A 14,924-nucleotide genomic window follows, 5' to 3' on the forward strand; every position below is an offset into this window, starting at 1 on the left:
ACCTGGCGTGTCAGGCCGGGTGCATCAAAAGAGCGGCTCCCACCCGGGCAGGAATCGCTCGGGGTGGTTGAGCCGGATGCGCTCCATCACGGCCATGAGCCGGGTGAGCGAGAAGCCCACGTCGGGCGCGGCCAGGACCTGGTAGAGGTCCGGCAGCGCGATGGCTGGCTGACCATCGAGGGACTGCACCTGCACGGTCGCGGCCTCCAGGCACGCTTCCTCGAAGCCCTGGGGACCCTTGGCCACGGCCTGCGTCCAGCGCGATGCGTTCACGTCGGTAATCGTTGCGGTGACGCGCCGGTCGTACTGGCCCGACAGGGCGGCAAGCACCTTCCAGAGCGCGGCGCGCAGCACCACCTGCGCCTCGGGCAGGGCTTGCCCACTGGCATGGGCGATATCCTGCTCGGGCAGATCGGCCAGGTAGCCGAAGGGCATGCTCTGGGCGTGGCACAGGATGTCGTGCAACGGCACGACGTCGTTGAGATTGCTCAGGTGCTCCAGCACCAGGCCCTGCAGGTTGGCATTGGGGGATTCGGCCATCAGCAGGGACGAGTCGGGGACCGGCGCAGGGAGATCGGGGGCATGGGCCGGCACGGGGGGCCTGGCGGCAGGTGCAGCCATGGGTGCCGGCGCACGGGCGGTAGGAACAGGCGCCAGCATGCCGGCCAGCGGCGGCTGGTGCGGGGTCGGCATCGGCACCGGCGCGGCCGCAGGCGGTGCGACCTTGACCTGCCGCAGCGTCTCGGCGGAGATGCGGGCATCGCTCTCCAGGGCGGAGATCATCGCGGGCACGGTCTGCGCATCCACCTTGAGCACGGAAGCCACGGTGTCGTGCAAGTCCTGCACCAACAACGGTATGTCCAGCGTGGGCGGCGTCACCTTCTCCTCGCTGCCAGCTTGCTGCTGTTGCGCTGTCTTCGCTGCAGCCTGCGCAGCCATCGTGCTGGCGTGGCCACGCAGCGTCTCCTGGATCGCCTGCTGAACTTCCACACGCCGGTCCAGTCGATCGCCGATCTGGTGCAGCGCGCCCACCAATGGCCGTATTTCAGAATTGACTTCCCTGGCCCGCAGCCAAGGCCCGATCGGTGCCAGGAATTCGACTGCAAAAGCGAAGTTCTGCAGCACCTTGAGGCCGAAGCCCAGACCCATGGTCTTGAGTTCGTTGTTCAATTCACTCGCCGTGAGCGCCTTGCCACGCTCCTTCTCCAACTCGGCCTTGAAGGTGTTCACGCCTTGCGCGTTCTCCCAGAACGAGATGTCGCCCCGCATCTTGTTCTCGGCCAAGTGCGCGGCAATGGTGCGGGCATGGCCCGCCCAGGCCTTGACAATGACGTGCAGCCGCGCGAAGCGCGGGTCGCCGGCCTTGAACAATTCCTTGGCGATCATCAGGCGCGTGTTACCGCCCCCGTAGGTCGTGTATCGCTCCTGGCCCGGCCTGCGGGTCACCGTGATCGCATTGGTGATGCCATCGGCCTGGATGCTCGCCTTGATCTCGTCATACAGCGGATTGGGCTGCGTGCGCGGGTTGTGCTCGTAGGGCTCCACGTCGTCCACGGACAGCAGCGAGAACGACATGTCCATGTCGGACCTCGGGTCCAGGCCCTCGGTGGCGTTGCGCAAGGGCGGCAGCGCGAGCGCCGCCCTCGCCTGCTCGCGGTATTTCTCGTTCCTGTCCGGCTTGGCCGCGGCTTTGGCGGGGGCGGTAGGGGCAGGTTTGGTTTCGGTGCTCATGGTGGCGTCCTGTGTTGTGGAGGGGCCGGCATCATGACCGCTCAGGCGCAGGCGCTCGGCCCGCTGCGCCGCCGTCAGCGTTTCGGGGGTGTGCGAAGGCATGGGGTTTCACCACCGTCCTTCTCACGCTGATGCCGTGCTGCCGGCAGGGCCGGCTTCCTCCTTGGGCTCCGGCTCGGCCGGAGACTCATGTGCTGGCCGGATGGCCTGCACGATCTCGCCCCGGTGGTTCGGGGCGTACTTGTTGACGAGTGAGGGGATCAATTCCCAAAGCAGCGCATGCATCACGTCGCCCGCCTTGATGGGGTCGATCCAGTGCACGGGCACTTGCGCCGTCGCCGCTTTCTTGTAGGCGACCGTGCTGGGCACGGTGGTGGAGAGGACGGACACGCGCCCGCGCATCTCCAGGAACTGGTTTCGGATGAGGCCCGACATGGCGTCCGAATCCACGGTGCGCTCCACGCGGTTGATGATGGCCTTCATGGCCGGCACGGTGAACCCCATGTTCACCGAGGACTCCAGGCGCTCCAGCAGCTTGAGCGTGCCGTCCACGAACTCACGCGCCGACACGATGTCGGGCGAGGCGGGGGCGATCAGGATGTCGGCCGCGTTGACGGCAGCATCCTGCAGATGGCCCACCGCGCCTTGCGTGTCGATGATCACCACGTCATAGTCGCGCTGCACGTCGGCGCTGGCGAGCGACATGCGGATGCGCACCAGGCGATCCAGGCGGTTGGACAGCCAGTCCTGCAGCCGTCCGTCGCGTGTATCGGAGGCGACCAGGTGCATGAAACCACCCTGCACATTCAAGCGAGAATGGTCTCCCGGAAAATCCTCCGGAGGCAATTCGATATGGCTCACGCAGTCGGCGGACAAAATGCCGCCCATTACCATGTTGGTCAGGCCGTTATCGGCCACATGGGACAACTTGAAATACCGCGTGAGCGATGGCTGAACGTCCGCATCGACGAGAAGGACGCGGTAGCCGAGATCGGCGAGCAACCCTCCCAGATTGGCCGAGAGGGTGGTTTTGCCTACGCCGCCCTTGGTGGCGACGACGGTGAGTGTGAGCATGGAATCCTCGCTGAATCAGGTTATGTACCTGATTCAGCGCGGAGGGGTCGGCGCAATGCTTCTATCTTTTTATATTCTCAAGATAATCAGATGTGATTATTGCTCACCCTCAAAAGAGGTGCTTGAGAATATACATCGTATCTAGTCGTAATGACCATGCTTTTTGCCGCTTTGACGTTACTCATGATGACGCCAAATGCACGCATCAGCAACCGCATGGCATCCCCGACATGAAGCAAATCGCACCCCGCGCACTGCCCGCCCTGTCCCAGCTTTTGCCCGTGCTGGGCGACCCCACGCCGGCCGAGGTGGCCGCCTATCTGGACGTGTCGGAGCGCACCGTTTACCACTGGCGTGCCCAGGACCGGGCGCCACGGGCCGCGCTGCTGGCGCTTTTTTGGGAATCGAGTTACGGCCTGTCCGCGCTCGACGCGGAGCTTTTCAACACCGCCATGGTGTTCAAAAGGTTGAGTGAATCGCAGGGTCTTGAAATGGCGAATCTGCAAGCCCGCATCACTCGCCTGGAGCGAATCGGTGATTTCGGCTGCGCCAACGACACCCAAAGAAAAGGGCCGCACTCGGCGGCCCCTTGGGTCAGCGGCGCTTTTTGAAGCGCCCGTTTTTGCCGCGCGGCGGCGTGCGTCGTTTGCGTGCCATGGTGCCTCCTTTCGTCAGTGGGTGCCGGGTTCGCCCCAGGCGTTGCGGATGTAGGTCCGGCCCGCAGGCCAGTTGCTCATGATCAGCGCGGCCAGGAGCGCCCCACAGATCAGGATGATGGTTTCACGTCCGACCTCAGCCGGCGAAGGGACGAATGCCGGCAGCTTCATGGCAGCAGCCTTTCCAGCATCAGTTCGATCTGCGCCTCCATGCGGTTGATTCGCCCCTCGGTGCGGATGATGTGCGCAGCCATGGGGATCAACAGCAGGTTGAGCCACTGCAGCGCGTCACTTGGGTGCATCGCCCTTATCCTTGAGCACGATGCCGGCCAAGCCGGTGATTCCCACCGCCACCTGGGCGGCCAGATCGATCGTTCCAGGCGGCAGGCCGAAGACCACGCCCAGAGCGGATATTGCGGCCCAGGTGGAGGGCTCGCGCAGACGGTTCAAAAAGTACTTCATGGTTTCCCTCTATAAAAAATCACCAAGACCCCTCCGCGCCACCCGTATTCACGGGCCGCCGAATCACTCTTGGGTACATGCCAAATGCTGCGCCCCCCGACCCCGTGACAGGCGGCGTCACGCTGGTGTAGTCGCCGTTGCTTCCCGATTCATAGGGATTCGGCGGCCCCATGAATTCGTATTCGGGGTGGTTCTCAAAATGGATTTCATCGTTGACCCACTGCGCCGCGCCGCCCACGGCCTCCCCGACATACGCCGTTTGGTTTCTCACCCACTGCGCCGCCGCATCGACCGGCGCCCACACCGCCGCCGCCGCATCCGTTGCCGCTTGCGTTGCGCGCCGCACCACGTACACGGCCAGCAGCGCGCCACCGGCCAGCAGTGCCAGCTTGACGAGCAGATCACCGGACACGGGCGCGATCCTCATTGCTGGAGCTTCCAGGCGTGGTATTCGCTGGGCGTCATCTGGTGCGTACTGCCGTCACCGTAGGTCATCAGGCCCGATCCGTTGACCGTCACCCTGAAGCCTGCGGCTGGCGTGTACGACTGGCCGCCCCAGGCCGCGCCATCCAGGGCCGGGGCCGCGGGCGGCGCGATCTGGATCACGGCCGGCGCGGACGATGGCGCGGGCGCGGTGGAGTGGTCCACCACGGGCGGCGCCTTCGTGTTGTTGCCGCTGGGCCGCGGCGACATGAGGCCCGCGAGCGCGCTGGTCCACGACGCCGGCACGCCAGCACTGCCGGTGCCAGAGCCGGCCGCACCGGCAGCAGGCACCGTCGCCGCCTGGCTGCGCATGCGCAGCAGGACCAGCACCGCGCCGGCCGCTGCAATCACCATCAGGGTTTTGCGATCCATGTCGATCAACCGAAGTAGGCCCAGGGGTCACCGTAGGGCGTGTTGGCCGCAATGCCATCGTCGCGCGCACTCGGCGCCACGTAGGCGCTTGGGTTGTTGTACTGCGGCCCACTGGGGCCTTCGGGCGTCACGTCCCAGGGCGTTTGCGACCGGCCGTCATAGGTGCCCAGCAGCGGTATCGAGCCGCCCGAATTCCCGCCGCTCAGGCCGCTGAAAATCTTGCCGATGGTGGACACGCCCGTGTTGATCAGGTTGAGCCGCGCGGCGTTGTTGGCAGCATTTGCCGCCTGCTGGCTGGCGTACACCGGCTGCGCGACGGCGCGCCGCGACATGAAGTAGTAAGCCCCGATGCCGATGACGGCCAGGAGCAGGAGATTCGAGTTTGGGTTGGGTGCTGCAGCGCTCATGCCGTGGTGACCTCAGAAATCCCGCCCGCCTGGGCGTATGCGTTGAGCAGTGCCGACAGGCGCCGCTCCGGTTGTCCATAGCCCGCCCCTGGCAAGCTGGCCCACACCCGCGCCACCTTGTTGATGGCCCGGACCGTGCGACCCGCCTGCACATCGGCCAGGGCGCCGCGCTCGCGGATCAACTCCAGCGCGCCGGCATCCTGGCTGGCCGGGCCGAAGTCCGGCAGGCCCAGCTTTGCCGCGAGGCCGTCCCAGGTGCGCGCGAGGAACTGGTATCGACCGGCCGCGCTGCTGGTGGTGTTTCCAAATGGGACGTACACGCGCGGGTGCCGCGCATAGCCGTCAAATTCGGCCCCGCCAAACAGGATGTTGTAGCCATCGTCGCCGCGCCCGGCCGTGCCCTCGGCGAACGCAATCATGTCGAGGAAGGCCTTTTGGTTGCGGGATGCAACGTCCGGCGTCACAGCGGCCGGCGCGTAGGTGGAAGGGGTCAGACTCACAATCACGTCCTCAAAAATGGTGGTGCCTTGGTCGGGTTCGATGGGCTCGCCGGCCGCATCACCGGCCCACCCATCCGGCAGAAAGAGGGTGCCGCCACCGCTTGCGGCCGGCGCGCGCTGCTGGGCCAGCCACACAGCCCCGCAGACCACCAGCACGACCGCGAGCGCGTCCCGGATCATTCGTAAATCTCGACATAGAACGCCGAGTCCGCGCCACCGCCACCACCGCCGCCACTGCTGGGGAACACTTTGCAACTGCCCGTGCCGTTGGTCACCACGGTGGCAATGACACCGCTCGACGCGGAAGAAACCACCACGACCCGGCCCACGTATTCGGCCGTCGCCATGGCGGCGGAGAAATTCACCTGATAAGCCCCGAGGCCCGCGCGGCTCGCCGACGCCACGTTGAACCCACGCACCAGCGCGCCCGCGCTGGTGACATAGGCCCACGCCTTGAGCGTCATGTTCGGGACGCCGCCGCCAGTCCCTGCAGTCACTGGCATGCGTCAGCCCTCCACAGTCACCACGTTGGACTGGCTCGCCACGTCGCCAATCGCGAAGATGGCCTGATCCGTGCAGGTACCCACCAATTCGAAGGCGCCGCCGGGCACGATGCGCACGCCGGCCGCCACCGTGGCCGCCGCACCGAACGACAGGTACACCGTGGCCGCGCCATCGCGGTTTTGCACCAGCAGGTATTTGCGCCCGGCCTTGGCCGCGAGCAACTGGGTGCTGGCGCTGGTGACAGTCTTTTGCAGATTCGACAGCACGGCCAGCGGCTGCACAGTGGCCGTTACCTGCACCGAACCCGTGCCGATGTTGAAAGTGCCGCTCATTCCGTCGATGAATTTCTCATCGCCGATGAAGAGCTTCACCGTGTTACTGCCCCCGGAAACGTCCGTGAAATACAGCCGCTGAAACGGGCTGTCTTCCAGGCCCTGGCCCGCAATCAGCCCGCTCAACTCGCCCCAGTCGGCTTTGACGTTGAGCGCCCCCGTGGAGGCCAGGATCTTGAAGTAGTCGCCCGCGACCGTGAGCAGGAACGGCCCATTGGCCGGTACCACGAAGTCGTAAATCTTGCTTGGCTTGACCGTCATTTGCGCACCGCCATGAAGGCAACGATTGCCATGGCGGCAATGGCGGCCATGATCATTTTGTCCGTGAGAGCGCCCCGCCCCTTCGCGTCCGCGTAGGCATCTTTGACGAGGTTGTTCGTCGCCCCGATCATCGAAAATCCGTCGCTCAGCAGACCCCCGCCCAGCGTCAGCACCGACTTGACCGCATCGCTATTGGAAGCCAGCGCATCGGCGTACAGGTTGGCGTTGATCGTGGCGTAGCGGTTGGCGTTGTCGCTGGCGAAGCCCAGCGCGTCGGCGTTGGCATCGGCCATGGCCCGGATGCCGTATTTGCCGAAGTCCAGGCTATTGGCCAGGGCATCGTTGACGGTATCGAGCGCACTGCCCGCCAAGCCGTAGGCGCGGCCCTGCGAGTCGCTCGCGAAGCCCAGGGCGTCCGAGCCGAAATCGAGTGCATCGCGCCCAAAATCGAAGGCATCGCGCGACACATCCCGCCCATAGTCAAAGGCCCGGTTGACCACATCCTTATCGAGCGAATTGACCGTGTAGTTGACGGTCGAACCGCCCTCGGCCGACACGCCGTGTTCACCGATCACTCGGCGGTTGTCCTGCTGCCATGTGGTGGCTTCGCTGCGACTGTTGCTACTGGACATGACCCACCCTTTTTTGCATCACCACGCCCGCGCGCTCCCACCCGGTGCGCGCACAGACTTTTTCGACATGGGCCGACACGGTGCACATGGCGAGCGCCTGGCACCCCAGGGACCGCGCCACCTGAACCGCCGCGGCGTCAATCGCCGCGCCCTGCAACCGCTCGCCATCACTCACCAGCCCGACCACATCCAGGCGCAGGCCGCCCGCCAGCGGCACAGGCCGCACGGCCAGCAGCGCATGGCTGCGCCCTTGGCTGAATTCGTAGAGCAGCGCGCCCTGCAGCACGTCGCGCGCGCCCTCCAGGGGCCAGGGACTCGCCAGCACGGACGGCATCAACGCCTCGACGTGCGAGGCATCCCAGGCACGCCGGATCACTTGCGCATCAGCAGCCATGTGGCCCCCACAGCCGCTGCGACCAGCAGCCAGTTGATGCCGCCCGATGCGGCCTGCAACGCGGTGCCAGAGCCGCCCAGGTTCACCACCCAGTCGCCCGCGCCCGAGGCCGAGTAGTTCGCCCCTCGGTTGTCCAGGCCGGACGCCGCCGACGAGCTGAATTGCAGCGGCGGCAGGCCGCCCAGACCCAGGTTGAGCCCGCCGCCGCCTGGCAGTGCGAAAGAGAGCCCGGCCATGCGTCAGCGCTTCCAGACCATCACGGCGGCGGCGCCGAGGGCCAGCATCACCAGCATGGGCGACACGTACAGCCCGCCGCCCGGCGTGGTGCTGATGGGCGCGCCCTCGACGGCCACGCCATAGGGGCCTACCGATTGGTACCGGTAGGGCGTGTTCCAGCTGGTCCCATCGGCGCCGGCATACGTCTGGTCGTAGCCCATCAGCACGCCCGTGAGCCCGCCCACGAACATGCGGATGGGGCGCAGCGCATCCTGCTGCGCCTCCAGGGTCGTGACTTCGCCGGCCATGTTTAGTACGCCGAGTAGGGCAGCAGTTCTTCGGTCTCGATCACGATGGTTTCACCGGCCGAGAACGTTGCGTAGTACTGCGCCGAGCGCACGCCGGCCGCGGGGCGCGTGTCCCAGGTGCGGCCGCTCAGCTGGCCGTCCTGCACCGGGTCAAACACGATCAGATTGGCCTGCGGCACGCGGAAATTGTCCTTCTGCGCGGCTTCGTTTTGCAGCTTCGTGAGTTCGTGTTCCGTGACACCTTCGCGGACGGTTTTGAGCGCCGTCATGTTGGCCGAGTAGAAGTAGATGCGCCGGTAGTTGGAGCCGCCGCCCGCTGGGTCAACGTGGGGAATGGGCAGCGCGAACATGCCGGCCGCTCCCACAACGTACGAGGCACGATGGCGGCGCGCGATCAGGCCGCGAATGCCCTGTTCGGCCGGGTCGTTGGTGGGCGGCGACACGTCGCAGAATCCCACCAGCGTGGGCGAGGTGGCACCGGCGATGGTGATCTCCAGGCGCAGCGTGGTAATGCCCGAGCCAACCGACAGATCGATGGCGCCGGCCTGCCGCGCGTTGGCGGAGATGGCCTTGCGGTCCATGAAATCGATCTTGAGCACCGTCGCATCTGCCGTGGCACCCAGGTACAGATTCGAGGCGTCCAGCTTCGCGCCGTCCGTCTCGAAAATGACCTTGCCATTGGCCTTCAATTCGATCTTCGAAATCATCGCCTTCGTGAACGTGCCACCCAGCGTGAGGGTGATCTTCTCCAGCACGGTGCCGAGGAATTTGTTCATGTCGCCGATGGCGACGCCCGATGCGACCACGTTTTGAAACGGGTCCATGACCATTTGCTTGTTCATGCCGCGGTCCCTTTACAGCGCGTCGCTGACGTAGGGCAGTTGCTTGCCGACGATGACGCCGGCCACGCCCAGGGCCATTGCCTTTGCAGCCGGGTGCGGCACGAATTTGTAGGCGGCAAAGCAGGCAGCGAGGGCCACCGCGAGCTTGGTCATTTGCGAGGAAGTCATGGTAGCCATGCTGATTTTTCCGTGAAAAGAAATGGGGTTGATCGAGACAGGCCCGATCACACCCCAGCACGCACCATTCGCAAAATCGAGCGCCTCAGGCGCAGCGCCTAAGGCTTCGGTTTCACGGGCTTCGCCGCGTTGCGAAAAGACAGCACACCGCGTGTCATTTCGATGCTGTCGGCCCGTTTTTCGATCCAGTGCAGATCCGGCAGCGCGGCCAGTTCCTGCGGATTGATGCCCCACGACCCGGCTATTTTTTTCGCGTCCCCGTGGTCCCCCAGGCGCCCGCAATGCACCACATCGCAGTTGGCAATGAAGGTCTTGTCGCACTCGGCCGGCCGCTGGCCCGCGCCGATGATCGCCACCTTCTTGACCTTGCCGCCGTGGGCATACTCGCGCCCCACGTTGACCAGCCGGCGCCACGCGGGCGGGGCCTTGTTTGCCTTGGTCACCTCGGGCAACTCATCGACAAAAACGAGCACGTCGCCGGCCACCCACGCGGCCTGACAGAACAACTCAAACTGAGCATGCACGTCGCGCGTGTGATCGACCAGATACCGCAGCGAGAACCGCTTTTCGCGCAGGGCTTCGATGAACGCCGGCAGGCTTGTGAAGGGCTCGCCGATGCCGATCAGCGAGGGATCGTGCTTGAAGTCCCACACCATCAGCCGGGCCGGTTTCTGGCGTGCGATTTCCTGCTTGACCCAGGCCGTTTTGCCCGTGCCGCGCGCACCGAACGCGGCCATGGTCAGGGCCTTACCCGACATTGCCCACCGCGTCCGGCGAGGGCGCCGGGTCGGGCTTGCGCTCGCGCGCATCCAGTTCCGCGCCGGCCGCTTTCATGAGCTTCACGCCGACCGTGATCGACAGCATGACGGCGGCCACCTCCGCGGCGTAGTCGCCCAGGATCGCGGAAATGTCCCATCCGCGTTTGTCGGCCACCGCGCCCCACACGTCGCCCAACTGCTGGAGCGTTGGATCGTCCAGCACCATGCGCGGCGACTGCAGACCCAGGACCGCGCAACTCACCTCGCGGCCCAGGTGGAACGCGCCGGCCAGTATCTGCGCGTTCGTCTGCACGGGCGCCGCGGGCGCCCCGCCCTGCCCCTCGGCGGCCTGTTCCTGCGCGGTTTCCAGGCCTGCAGCCTGCCCGGCCAGCGCGCTCAATTCATCGGTTTTTTCAGCCATCAGAGATTCCCCAGCGCGAACGGTACCGACGCGCGTTTCATTGGTTTCGTGACCGCAGCCGGCGCAGGCGCCGGAGCGGGCAAAGTACTCGACTCAGGCTCTTCCGCCTGATCGTCCAGCGTGGTTTGCGCGAGCATGTCGCGGTGCGCCTTGGTGCCGACAGGCGCCCAGCGTTCCGTGCCGCACTTGTGGCAGCGCGCGGAGAGCTTGCCGCCCGCCGTGCGATGCACCGCCGCATCGGCGCACGCGCATGCCGGGTTGCAGCACTTGATTTCGCCGATGCGGGCCATGGCTTACAGCGCCCGCAGATCAGCGATGGGGACCAGCACAATGGCAAAGTCCAGATCGAATTTCACCGCCACTTCCGTGGGGTGCTCCGGGTGCGTGCCAAACACCACGCCGGCCTGGCCGTAACGCGGGTTTTCTTCATTTTTCACCTGTACGGCGGTCCAAACTCCAAACATTTTCATCACTCCTTTTGATTGCCGGGCGGCCGGCCCGGCGCGGCTTCAAACCTACGGAATACCCGCATCTTTTCGATGCGGCGCACCCGTGGCGCGAAATCAGACGGCGGGGGCGCCATGCTTACCCGCGTACAGTTATTGACATGAATCCGAGTGCTCGCGGCTGCGCCGCTGCGCTGGAAAACCACTGCAGCAACAGCCAGCGCCGCCGCCTTGCCGTGGCCGCCCATGAGCCACTCGGCGCGCTCCGACTCAACCTCCATCAGCACGCGCCGCGAGAATTCGGGCGCCGCTGGGTTCATTTGGTGGATGTGGTTTCGGAATAGCTCAACGCCCTCCGACCACACGCCCACGGGGCGGTCCGGGCGGGCTTCGCCGTACCGGGTTTTGCCGCCCTGCACTTCCTTGATCAGCTTGATGCGCAAGGCCTTGCGACAGGTGTTCACGCCGCCCTGCGCCATGGCGTATTTCTTCCAGGCCAGGGACTGCACGCCGGGCTCGACCTTGGCGACGTTCATCGCGCTGATGGCCTCGCGCAGCGGGGCCGGCGCGCTGTCCGGCACGTTGTCGGGATGCACGCGGCGCAACTCGCGCCACACGCCCACGGGCGGGCCGCCCACCTGCTGAAACTGCCGGATGCGCCACGTCCTCGCCCAGGCCCGCACGCGCTGGCTGCTGGTGATCGCCGGCTCCCCGTAGAGGTCGTATTCGACGCCGTGGCCGTCGATGTTCTTGCTGACGTATTTGATGACGTAGCCGACCGCCGAACCCTTGGCCCAGTCGATTTCCTCGAAGTCCACGCGGTACTCAGCCGCGCCCGCCTCGCCCGGACTGTCGTTGTCGAGAAAGTAGGCGAGGAAAAGCTCTTTCATCACCTGCGCGGCGCGCATTTTCTTGCCCCACCGATCCGACACAACAGGCGGCATGAACAGCAGCAAATGCCAGTGGGGCGTGCTGTCATGCTGCGGCTCTGCGATGCGAAAGCCATACCATTCCGTGGACAGACGGCCCCGCTTTTTTGCACGCCCCGCCGTCCTCGCCCGCCCCCACTGCTTGGACAAATACTCCTGCCCATCCCTGGCAGTCAGGTCCGCATATTTGCGGTTGTCCACCACTCGGCCCTTGCGCGTCGTGGCCGCATGGAATCGACTCGGACAGGTCACCGTCACCATGTAGGCGACGTGCCCCAAGTCTTTTGCGATCATTTCAAATCCGGCAATCCGGGTCAGCAGTTCGTGCCGCCGAATCTCTTGGTTCGCCACCCCCTTGGCGGCCAACTCGGCCAGTGTGTACGCCTGCATGTGGTCGTTCACAGCCCACACGTTTTCCATCACCGCCACGTTTCGCGCGTCCTGCGCCCGACTGCCGCGCAATGCTTCGTCCGAGCAGTACAGGCCCATGCCCTTGCGCACCAGCCCAATGCCGACTGCCACGCTTTCACGGGTCCGTGCCAATAGCTTGCGGTAGGTCCGCCGCCAGAACTTGGCGCACACGATGCGCTTTAGCCACGCGGCCCGATGCTGACCCCAGCGATCCACGTACCGGGGCGCGCTCGACAGACCGCCCGGCCACAGGTCACCCAGGCCGCGCGCATCCATCAGATCGCGCACCGCCAGGGCCTGCATAGCCTCCACGAATCCATCGTGGTAGACGTCCTCGCGGAAGCCCAGGCGCACCAGCAGCCTATCGCCCAGCATGCCCCCTGCCCTCTCCGTCTGGCGGCACAGCCACACGCCCACCACGTCCCGCAGGCGGTCCGCCATGTCGCGCGCCGTCACATCGGCCTGATGGCAGATTTCCGCGTCTGAGGCGTCCGGCCTTAGGCCGCCCCTCTCGGCTTCCGTCAGGCGGCCCACCGCCTCTTCCCAGCGGGCCACGGCGGCATCGGTGGACTTCGGGCCGAGCCGCTCCCTTAGGCGCCCTTGCCAAGAGAGGGGGAAGCGGGCCACCTTCGTGTTGATGCGGATCGCCCGCTGGGTGATATCGACGGCGCCGTAGTAGTTGCGCGAGGCGCGCCCGGAACTCATGCGAAGGCGTCGTTAGGGAACCAGCGCACGGGGCGCTTTGGGCGCATGGCGTGTTCACGCATGCGGGCGATGCTCAGGGCCTGCGCGGCGAGCTGGGCCTGATAGTTCCGCTCCAGGCGGTCCGCCTCCGCTTCGGCCGCTGGGCGGGTCGGACCTTCCCACACGGCCACCAGTCCCAGGTTGACGTGCGGGTAGGCCACGGCATAGCCACCGGGCATAGCAACGACCGAGTACCTCATAACCGCCCCCGAGCCTCTAAGGCGGCCGCCTTGAGGGCCACGGCCAGGGCCTCGCAGACAGTCGGATCGACCAGCACATCAGCCGACAGCCAGCCCTTGGCAACCACCATGGCGACGGCGCCGGGCTGCAGATCGGAGGGAGCGACGGACACGCGCACATCGGCGCTCAGGTGGACGGTTTCAGCCATGGTTGCCACCGATCAGCAGCAGGCCGCCGCGCTCGCGGATGCGCTCGACGGTCAAATCCCGCCCATCCTTGACGACCGCCCACGCATAGCAAAGCGCCGATCTCTCTGCTTCCCCTTTTTCGCGGCGGATGCAGTTGTCCAGCACATCCAGCGCCAGCACCTTGCTCGCCAAAGCAGGCAAGAACAGTTCGCCCAGCGCGTTTTTTTCGATGGTCAGCATTACTGCACCCCCTTCGCGCAGTACTTCACCCAGTAGCCCACCATCCGCTCATTGGCAGAATCACAAACCCCAACGCCTCCAGGCCCACCATGAAAACCCAAGCTATCAGCGCTGTGCACCCCCTCGCCCTCGACAATGAAATACTCGCCGGCATAGAGGACGAGAGCGACAACCCCCACCCCGGCAACCCCGAATACCTTGCCATCCTGAACACGGAAGGAAAGCTCTACCGGGTTATCTGCTGCTACGGACCCACCAGCGCCATCCGCGCCGAGAAGCACCTTTCCAGCCTTGGCCTGATCGACCGAAGGGGCTACAACCCCGCCACCTTCCGCCCTATCGACCGACTCACAGGCGGCCCCATCGATCCGCGGTGGAGCAGCGTTTTCCAAATGGGCGACACAGCCCACCCCCTGCCGGCATTCACCACCGCAGGCATTTCCTGAATTCGTTCCCATGATTTCCCCTTTGATCCCGTTCCCCCTTAGGACCCCCGCCTAAGGAGGCAAGGAGCCGGGTGGGTTGCGCAATCAACCTAAGGAGGGGAACTGGAAACCTCAGACGATTCCCACCCGGCGCCGCTAATGTGGCAAGAGTCTTACCAATTGGCAACGGGCTTACCACTTGCTGCGGCAACCCCCTCGCCATACATTGACGGCCTTAAGGGGAACTGTTATGCGCAATTTCGACATCAACGAGGTGCTGGACCTCATCAAAAACCGCCAAGGCCTGAAATCCGATTACAAGCTTGGGCTCTACCTTGGGATCACGAATGGCAGCGTGCGGAACTTCCGCCACGGGCGATCCCTGCCCGACGAGCGAATTTGTAAATTGCTGGCCGCTGCAGCCGGCATTGACCCCCTGATCCTGGCCGCCCAGGTACAGGCCCAGCGCAGCAAAACCGAAGAGGCCCGAAGCCTTTGGGAGCAGATCGCGGAGCGGCTGCAGATGGCCGCTCAGGGTGCCGTGGCTGCAGTTTTTGCAGTGGCAATTGCTATCGGGTTGATAGCACAGAGTGCTGATGAATCCTGGGCTGGCGAGGTGCCGACTCCCAAGATTCAGGAGTCCGCAGTCTATACATCGTATCTAGTCAGGAGATATTAAAAAATGGGATCAATATCCCGACAGATCGATGAAGATAAAAGCATTTGCGACTACCTCCGCGCTGAATCGCACGGTGTGGACTGTAGGTGCATCCAGCTAGCCGTGTCAATCGTCGAACCGCTGGCTTTGTGTCAAGACGATTCTTTTCTGAC

The 14,924-nt window shown here is 65.1% G+C and carries 28 protein-coding genes; 3 read left to right on the top strand and 25 right to left on the bottom strand.

The window, feature by feature from the left end; all coding sequences use genetic code 11:
- Window positions 1-24: 24 nt before the first annotated feature.
- Together M5C96_RS14580 and M5C96_RS14585 are read right to left on the bottom strand one after the other, a co-directional pair.
- Entirely contained in the window at window positions 25-1,833 is a 1,809-nt protein-coding gene (locus M5C96_RS14580) for a ParB family protein (RefSeq protein ID WP_272563879.1), read from the bottom strand.
- Between the two features lie 21 nt (window positions 1,834-1,854).
- Entirely contained in the window at window positions 1,855-2,805 is a 951-nt protein-coding gene (locus tag M5C96_RS14585; RefSeq protein WP_272563880.1) for a ParA family protein, read from the bottom strand.
- A gap of 230 nt (window positions 2,806-3,035) precedes the next feature.
- Between M5C96_RS14585 and M5C96_RS14590 the strand changes: the two genes are divergently transcribed.
- Window positions 3,036-3,416 carry a helix-turn-helix domain-containing protein gene (locus M5C96_RS14590; protein WP_272563881.1) on the top strand — a complete coding sequence of 127 codons (381 nt, stop codon included), beginning with the start codon at window positions 3,036-3,038 and terminating at the stop codon, window positions 3,414-3,416.
- Window positions 3,417-3,476: 60 nt separating this feature from the next.
- Here M5C96_RS14590 and M5C96_RS14595 read toward each other — a convergent pair whose 3' ends face one another.
- From M5C96_RS14595 to M5C96_RS14705, 23 genes are all read right to left on the bottom strand, one after another.
- Window positions 3,477-3,632, bottom strand: a complete 156-nt coding sequence (locus M5C96_RS14595) for a hypothetical protein (protein ID WP_272563882.1) — start codon at window positions 3,630-3,632, stop codon at window positions 3,477-3,479.
- Entirely contained in the window at window positions 3,629-3,763 is a 135-nt protein-coding gene (locus M5C96_RS14600) for a hypothetical protein (RefSeq protein ID WP_272563883.1), read from the bottom strand. Before M5C96_RS14600 ends, M5C96_RS14595 begins: the two co-directional genes overlap by 4 nt.
- Complete coding sequence (locus M5C96_RS14605) at window positions 3,750-3,923, bottom strand: hypothetical protein (RefSeq protein ID WP_272563884.1); 174 nt, start codon at window positions 3,921-3,923, stop codon at window positions 3,750-3,752. The genes M5C96_RS14600 and M5C96_RS14605 overlap by 14 nt, the downstream gene beginning before the upstream one ends.
- Window positions 3,924-3,942: 19 nt before the next feature.
- Window positions 3,943-4,335: a hypothetical protein gene (locus tag M5C96_RS14610; RefSeq protein WP_272563885.1), complete on the bottom strand. Its 393-nt coding sequence runs from the start codon at window positions 4,333-4,335 to the stop codon at window positions 3,943-3,945.
- Between the two features lie 11 nt (window positions 4,336-4,346).
- On the bottom strand, window positions 4,347-4,778 hold the full coding sequence (locus M5C96_RS14615) for a hypothetical protein (protein ID WP_272563886.1): 432 nt from the start codon (window positions 4,776-4,778) through the stop codon (window positions 4,347-4,349).
- Window positions 4,779-4,783: 5 nt separating this feature from the next.
- Window positions 4,784-5,185 carry a hypothetical protein gene (locus M5C96_RS14620; protein WP_272563887.1) on the bottom strand — a complete coding sequence of 134 codons (402 nt, stop codon included), beginning with the start codon at window positions 5,183-5,185 and terminating at the stop codon, window positions 4,784-4,786.
- Window positions 5,182-5,865, bottom strand: coding sequence for a glycoside hydrolase family 24 protein (locus M5C96_RS26850; protein ID WP_336297860.1), 684 nt, complete (start codon window positions 5,863-5,865; stop codon window positions 5,182-5,184). Before M5C96_RS26850 ends, M5C96_RS14620 begins: the two co-directional genes overlap by 4 nt.
- Window positions 5,862-6,149: a hypothetical protein gene (locus M5C96_RS14630; protein WP_272563888.1), complete on the bottom strand. Its 288-nt coding sequence runs from the start codon at window positions 6,147-6,149 to the stop codon at window positions 5,862-5,864. Before M5C96_RS14630 ends, M5C96_RS26850 begins: the two co-directional genes overlap by 4 nt.
- A gap of 42 nt (window positions 6,150-6,191) precedes the next feature.
- Complete coding sequence (locus M5C96_RS14635; RefSeq protein WP_272563889.1) at window positions 6,192-6,782, bottom strand: hypothetical protein; 591 nt, start codon at window positions 6,780-6,782, stop codon at window positions 6,192-6,194.
- Window positions 6,779-7,414, bottom strand: a complete 636-nt coding sequence (locus tag M5C96_RS14640) for a hypothetical protein (protein ID WP_272563890.1) — start codon at window positions 7,412-7,414, stop codon at window positions 6,779-6,781. The genes M5C96_RS14635 and M5C96_RS14640 overlap by 4 nt, the downstream gene beginning before the upstream one ends.
- Entirely contained in the window at window positions 7,404-7,808 is a 405-nt protein-coding gene (locus tag M5C96_RS14645) for a hypothetical protein (RefSeq protein WP_272563891.1), read from the bottom strand. The genes M5C96_RS14640 and M5C96_RS14645 overlap by 11 nt, the downstream gene beginning before the upstream one ends.
- Window positions 7,787-8,044: a hypothetical protein gene (locus M5C96_RS14650; protein WP_272563892.1), complete on the bottom strand. Its 258-nt coding sequence runs from the start codon at window positions 8,042-8,044 to the stop codon at window positions 7,787-7,789. The genes M5C96_RS14645 and M5C96_RS14650 overlap by 22 nt, the downstream gene beginning before the upstream one ends.
- A gap of 3 nt (window positions 8,045-8,047) precedes the next feature.
- Window positions 8,048-8,332: a hypothetical protein gene (locus tag M5C96_RS14655; protein WP_272563893.1), complete on the bottom strand. Its 285-nt coding sequence runs from the start codon at window positions 8,330-8,332 to the stop codon at window positions 8,048-8,050.
- A gap of 2 nt (window positions 8,333-8,334) precedes the next feature.
- Window positions 8,335-9,156, bottom strand: coding sequence for a major capsid protein P2 (locus M5C96_RS14660; protein ID WP_272563894.1), 822 nt, complete (start codon window positions 9,154-9,156; stop codon window positions 8,335-8,337).
- Window positions 9,157-9,186: 30 nt separating this feature from the next.
- Complete coding sequence (locus M5C96_RS14665) at window positions 9,187-9,342, bottom strand: hypothetical protein (protein WP_272563895.1); 156 nt, start codon at window positions 9,340-9,342, stop codon at window positions 9,187-9,189.
- A gap of 107 nt (window positions 9,343-9,449) precedes the next feature.
- A complete protein-coding gene (locus tag M5C96_RS14670) occupies window positions 9,450-10,088 on the bottom strand; it encodes an AAA family ATPase (protein WP_272563896.1) in 639 nt (212 codons plus the stop codon).
- 10 nt (window positions 10,089-10,098) lie between these two features.
- Complete coding sequence (locus tag M5C96_RS14675) at window positions 10,099-10,530, bottom strand: hypothetical protein (protein ID WP_272563897.1); 432 nt, start codon at window positions 10,528-10,530, stop codon at window positions 10,099-10,101.
- Window positions 10,530-10,820 carry a hypothetical protein gene (locus M5C96_RS14680; protein ID WP_272563898.1) on the bottom strand — a complete coding sequence of 97 codons (291 nt, stop codon included), beginning with the start codon at window positions 10,818-10,820 and terminating at the stop codon, window positions 10,530-10,532. The genes M5C96_RS14675 and M5C96_RS14680 overlap by 1 nt, the downstream gene beginning before the upstream one ends.
- Before the next feature lie 3 nt (window positions 10,821-10,823).
- Entirely contained in the window at window positions 10,824-11,000 is a 177-nt protein-coding gene (locus M5C96_RS14685) for a hypothetical protein (RefSeq protein WP_272563899.1), read from the bottom strand.
- Window positions 11,000-13,021, bottom strand: coding sequence for a replication endonuclease (locus M5C96_RS14690; RefSeq protein ID WP_272563900.1), 2,022 nt, complete (start codon window positions 13,019-13,021; stop codon window positions 11,000-11,002). Before M5C96_RS14690 ends, M5C96_RS14685 begins: the two co-directional genes overlap by 1 nt.
- Entirely contained in the window at window positions 13,018-13,260 is a 243-nt protein-coding gene (locus tag M5C96_RS14695; protein ID WP_272563901.1) for a hypothetical protein, read from the bottom strand. Before M5C96_RS14695 ends, M5C96_RS14690 begins: the two co-directional genes overlap by 4 nt.
- Window positions 13,257-13,448 (bottom strand): hypothetical protein, encoded by a 192-nt coding sequence (locus M5C96_RS14700; RefSeq protein WP_272563902.1) that lies wholly within the window; start codon window positions 13,446-13,448, stop codon window positions 13,257-13,259. The genes M5C96_RS14695 and M5C96_RS14700 overlap by 4 nt, the downstream gene beginning before the upstream one ends.
- Window positions 13,441-13,668: a hypothetical protein gene (locus tag M5C96_RS14705; protein ID WP_272563903.1), complete on the bottom strand. Its 228-nt coding sequence runs from the start codon at window positions 13,666-13,668 to the stop codon at window positions 13,441-13,443. Before M5C96_RS14705 ends, M5C96_RS14700 begins: the two co-directional genes overlap by 8 nt.
- Window positions 13,669-13,757: 89 nt before the next feature.
- On the opposite strand from M5C96_RS14705, the gene M5C96_RS14710 reads away from it, so the two are divergent.
- A complete protein-coding gene (locus tag M5C96_RS14710) occupies window positions 13,758-14,114 on the top strand; it encodes a hypothetical protein (protein WP_272563904.1) in 357 nt (118 codons plus the stop codon).
- 229 nt (window positions 14,115-14,343) lie between these two features.
- The gene (locus M5C96_RS14715; RefSeq protein WP_272563905.1) at window positions 14,344-14,772 is read left to right on the top strand and encodes a DUF3693 domain-containing protein; all 429 of its coding nucleotides are present in this window, start codon (window positions 14,344-14,346) and stop codon (window positions 14,770-14,772) included.
- Window positions 14,773-14,924: the final 152 nt, after the last annotated feature.

The organism is Acidovorax sp. GBBC 1281 (genome assembly GCF_028473645.1).
In the GTDB taxonomy this organism is placed as follows: Bacteria; Pseudomonadota; Gammaproteobacteria; order Burkholderiales; family Burkholderiaceae_C; genus Paracidovorax.

Coding starts and splice junctions, on each gene's coding strand:
- M5C96_RS14605 (WP_272563884.1), bottom strand. CDS start 3,923: ATGAAGTACTTTTTGAACCGTCTGCGCGAGCCCTCCACCTGGGCCGCA.
- M5C96_RS14700 (WP_272563902.1), bottom strand. CDS start 13,448: ATGGCTGAAACCGTCCACCTGAGCGCCGATGTGCGCGTGTCCGTCGCT.
- M5C96_RS14690 (WP_272563900.1), bottom strand. CDS start 13,021: ATGAGTTCCGGGCGCGCCTCGCGCAACTACTACGGCGCCGTCGATATC.
- M5C96_RS14715 (WP_272563905.1), top strand. CDS start 14,344: ATGCGCAATTTCGACATCAACGAGGTGCTGGACCTCATCAAAAACCGC.
- M5C96_RS14620 (WP_272563887.1), bottom strand. CDS start 5,185: ATGAGCGCTGCAGCACCCAACCCAAACTCGAATCTCCTGCTCCTGGCC.
- M5C96_RS14665 (WP_272563895.1), bottom strand. CDS start 9,342: ATGACTTCCTCGCAAATGACCAAGCTCGCGGTGGCCCTCGCTGCCTGC.
- M5C96_RS14660 (WP_272563894.1), bottom strand. CDS start 9,156: ATGGACCCGTTTCAAAACGTGGTCGCATCGGGCGTCGCCATCGGCGAC.
- M5C96_RS14615 (WP_272563886.1), bottom strand. CDS start 4,778: ATGGATCGCAAAACCCTGATGGTGATTGCAGCGGCCGGCGCGGTGCTG.
- M5C96_RS14670 (WP_272563896.1), bottom strand. CDS start 10,088: ATGGCCGCGTTCGGTGCGCGCGGCACGGGCAAAACGGCCTGGGTCAAG.
- M5C96_RS14595 (WP_272563882.1), bottom strand. CDS start 3,632: ATGAAGCTGCCGGCATTCGTCCCTTCGCCGGCTGAGGTCGGACGTGAA.
- M5C96_RS14695 (WP_272563901.1), bottom strand. CDS start 13,260: ATGAGGTACTCGGTCGTTGCTATGCCCGGTGGCTATGCCGTGGCCTAC.
- M5C96_RS14590 (WP_272563881.1), top strand. CDS start 3,036: ATGAAGCAAATCGCACCCCGCGCACTGCCCGCCCTGTCCCAGCTTTTG.
- M5C96_RS14585 (WP_272563880.1), bottom strand. CDS start 2,805: ATGCTCACACTCACCGTCGTCGCCACCAAGGGCGGCGTAGGCAAAACC.
- M5C96_RS14600 (WP_272563883.1), bottom strand. CDS start 3,763: ATGCACCCAAGTGACGCGCTGCAGTGGCTCAACCTGCTGTTGATCCCC.
- M5C96_RS14580 (WP_272563879.1), bottom strand. CDS start 1,833: ATGCCTTCGCACACCCCCGAAACGCTGACGGCGGCGCAGCGGGCCGAG.
- M5C96_RS14710 (WP_272563904.1), top strand. CDS start 13,758: ATGAAAACCCAAGCTATCAGCGCTGTGCACCCCCTCGCCCTCGACAAT.
- M5C96_RS14645 (WP_272563891.1), bottom strand. CDS start 7,808: ATGGCTGCTGATGCGCAAGTGATCCGGCGTGCCTGGGATGCCTCGCAC.
- M5C96_RS14630 (WP_272563888.1), bottom strand. CDS start 6,149: ATGACGCTCAAGGCGTGGGCCTATGTCACCAGCGCGGGCGCGCTGGTG.
- M5C96_RS14675 (WP_272563897.1), bottom strand. CDS start 10,530: ATGGCTGAAAAAACCGATGAATTGAGCGCGCTGGCCGGGCAGGCTGCA.
- M5C96_RS14685 (WP_272563899.1), bottom strand. CDS start 11,000: ATGAAAATGTTTGGAGTTTGGACCGCCGTACAGGTGAAAAATGAAGAA.
- M5C96_RS14705 (WP_272563903.1), bottom strand. CDS start 13,668: ATGCTGACCATCGAAAAAAACGCGCTGGGCGAACTGTTCTTGCCTGCT.
- M5C96_RS14650 (WP_272563892.1), bottom strand. CDS start 8,044: ATGGCCGGGCTCTCTTTCGCACTGCCAGGCGGCGGCGGGCTCAACCTG.
- M5C96_RS14655 (WP_272563893.1), bottom strand. CDS start 8,332: ATGGCCGGCGAAGTCACGACCCTGGAGGCGCAGCAGGATGCGCTGCGC.
- M5C96_RS14635 (WP_272563889.1), bottom strand. CDS start 6,782: ATGACGGTCAAGCCAAGCAAGATTTACGACTTCGTGGTACCGGCCAAT.
- M5C96_RS26850 (WP_336297860.1), bottom strand. CDS start 5,865: ATGATCCGGGACGCGCTCGCGGTCGTGCTGGTGGTCTGCGGGGCTGTG.
- M5C96_RS14680 (WP_272563898.1), bottom strand. CDS start 10,820: ATGGCCCGCATCGGCGAAATCAAGTGCTGCAACCCGGCATGCGCGTGC.
- M5C96_RS14640 (WP_272563890.1), bottom strand. CDS start 7,414: ATGTCCAGTAGCAACAGTCGCAGCGAAGCCACCACATGGCAGCAGGAC.